The organism is Pseudoroseomonas ludipueritiae, from assembly GCF_014490445.1.
Taxonomy (GTDB): domain Bacteria; phylum Pseudomonadota; class Alphaproteobacteria; order Acetobacterales; family Acetobacteraceae; genus Pseudoroseomonas; species Pseudoroseomonas ludipueritiae.
This window is the reverse complement of the sequence record NZ_JACTUZ010000314.1, coordinates 1-1903: the sequence shown is the minus strand read 5'-3', so window position 1 is coordinate 1903 and position 1903 is coordinate 1. Positions and strand designations below refer to the sequence as shown.

General features: G+C 74.4%; 1 protein-coding gene and 1 pseudogene. Both read left to right on the top strand.

The window, feature by feature from the left end; translation table 11 throughout:
• The coding region (gene cydD / locus IBL25_RS25950) for a thiol reductant ABC exporter subunit CydD (RefSeq protein WP_187781320.1) at positions 1-1401 on the top strand (1401 nt) is incomplete at its 5' end.
• A 5-nt stretch (positions 1402-1406) separates the two neighbouring features.
• Positions 1407-1903: pseudogene (locus tag IBL25_RS25945) on the top strand (thiol reductant ABC exporter subunit CydC); the annotation flags it as partial.

The window sequence follows — 1903 nt, the reverse complement described above, 5'->3', positions numbered from 1 at the left end:
CGCGCGACGCTGCGGGACCGCGCCTTCGCCGCCCTGCTGGCCGCCGGCCCCGCCGACGAGCGCCCGGTGGGCGAACGCGCCGCCCTGGTGGTGGACCGGATCGAGGCGCTGGACGGTTATTTCTCCCGCTGGCTGCCCGCCGCGGTGCTGGCCGCCGCCGGGCCGCTGCTGATCGCCCTGGCGGTGGCGGCGATGGACCCGCTGAGCGGCGTGATCCTGCTGGTGGCGGGCGCGCTGGTGCCGGTCTCCATGGCCGTCACCGGCATTGGCGCCGCCGTGGCTTCCCGCCGCCAGTTCGATGCCTTGCAGGCGCTCTCCGGCCGCTTCCTGGACCGTATGCGGGGGTTGCCGCAACTGGTGCTCTTCCGCCGCCAGGACGCCGAGGCCGAGGCGCTGGGCGAGGCTGCCACCGACCTGCGCCGCCGCACCATGAAGGTGCTGCGCGTCGCCTTCCTCTCCGGCCTGTCTCTGGAAGCCATTGCCGCCGCCGTGCTGGGCTGCCTCGCCTGGCGGCATGGCAACCTGCTGGTGGGCGGGCATCCGGAGCCGGTGGCGGCGGTCTTCTCCATCCTGCTGGTGCCGGCCTTCTTCGCGCCGCTGCGCGCCTTCTCGGCCGCCTATCATGAGCGCATGGCCGCCAATGGCGCCGCCGCCGCCCTGGCGCCGCTGCTGGAGGCACAGGCCGCGCGGGATGGCCTGAAGCTGGAGGAAGTGCCGCCCTCCCTGGTGGTGACCTTCGAGGGTGTCGGCCTGACCTATGACGCCGCGCGCGGCGCCGCGCTCACCGACATCTCCTTCCGCGTCATGCCGGGGGAGGCACTGGTGCTGGCCGGCCCCTCCGGCTCCGGCAAATCTTCCGTTCTTCGCCTGCTCATGGGCTTCCGGCAGCCGGATGCCGGGCGCATCGCCTTCAACGGGCGGGACGCCACCACCCTGGCCCCCGCCGAGCTGCGCCGCCTTTCCGCCTATGTGGGCCAGAAGGCGCATCTCTTCCGCGCCACCATCCGCGAGAACATCGCCCTGGCCCGCCCCGATGCCACACCCGCCCAGGTGGAGGCCGCCGCCCGCGCCGCGCGGGTGACGGATTTCACCGATGCCATGCCCCAGGGGCTGGAGACGCTGGTGGGCGAGGGCGGCTTCGGCCTGTCCGGCGGGCAGGCGCAGCGCGTGGCCATTGCCCGCGCCTTCCTGCGCGACACGCCGCTGGTGCTGCTGGACGAGCCCACCGCGCATCTCGACCCCGGCACCGAGTCGGACGTGCTGGATAGCCTGCGCCGCCTTTGCACCGGCCGCACCGCCATCATCGCCACCCATTCCACGGCGCTGCGTGCCCGCTTCGGCCGGGTGCTGGAGCTGGAAGACGGCCGTGCCCTGCCCGGCACCCGCATGGCCGGGGAGTGAGCCTTATGCCCCATGACCTGACCCGCGTGCTCGGCCTTTGGCGCTCGCGCTGGGGCTGGCTGATCGCCGGGGCCATTGTGTCCATCCTGGCGGTGCTGGCTGGCGTGGCGCTGCTGGCCTTCGCCGGGCGTGGCGTGTCCGAGGGGCTGCGCACCGGTGCCCTGGCCGGTGCCGCCGCCGGTTCGTTGATCCTGCTGCGGCCGCTGATCTTCCTGCGCCCCGGCGCCCGCTATTTCGAGCGGCTGGTGACCCATGCCGCCACCTTCCGGGCGCTGGCCGATACCCGCGTCTGGTTCTTCCGTCGGCTGGCGGAGCGGCTGCCGGGCGGCCTCGGCCTGCGCGGGGCGGGGGACCTGCTGGGCCGCCTTGTGACGGATGTCGAGGCGCTGGATGGCCTCTACCTCCGCGCCCTGGTGCCGGTGACCGCCGCCCTGGCGGTGGTGCTGGCCGCCGCCGCCATCCTGGGCGCGCTGGACCCGGCGCTGGCCGCCATCGTGGCGCT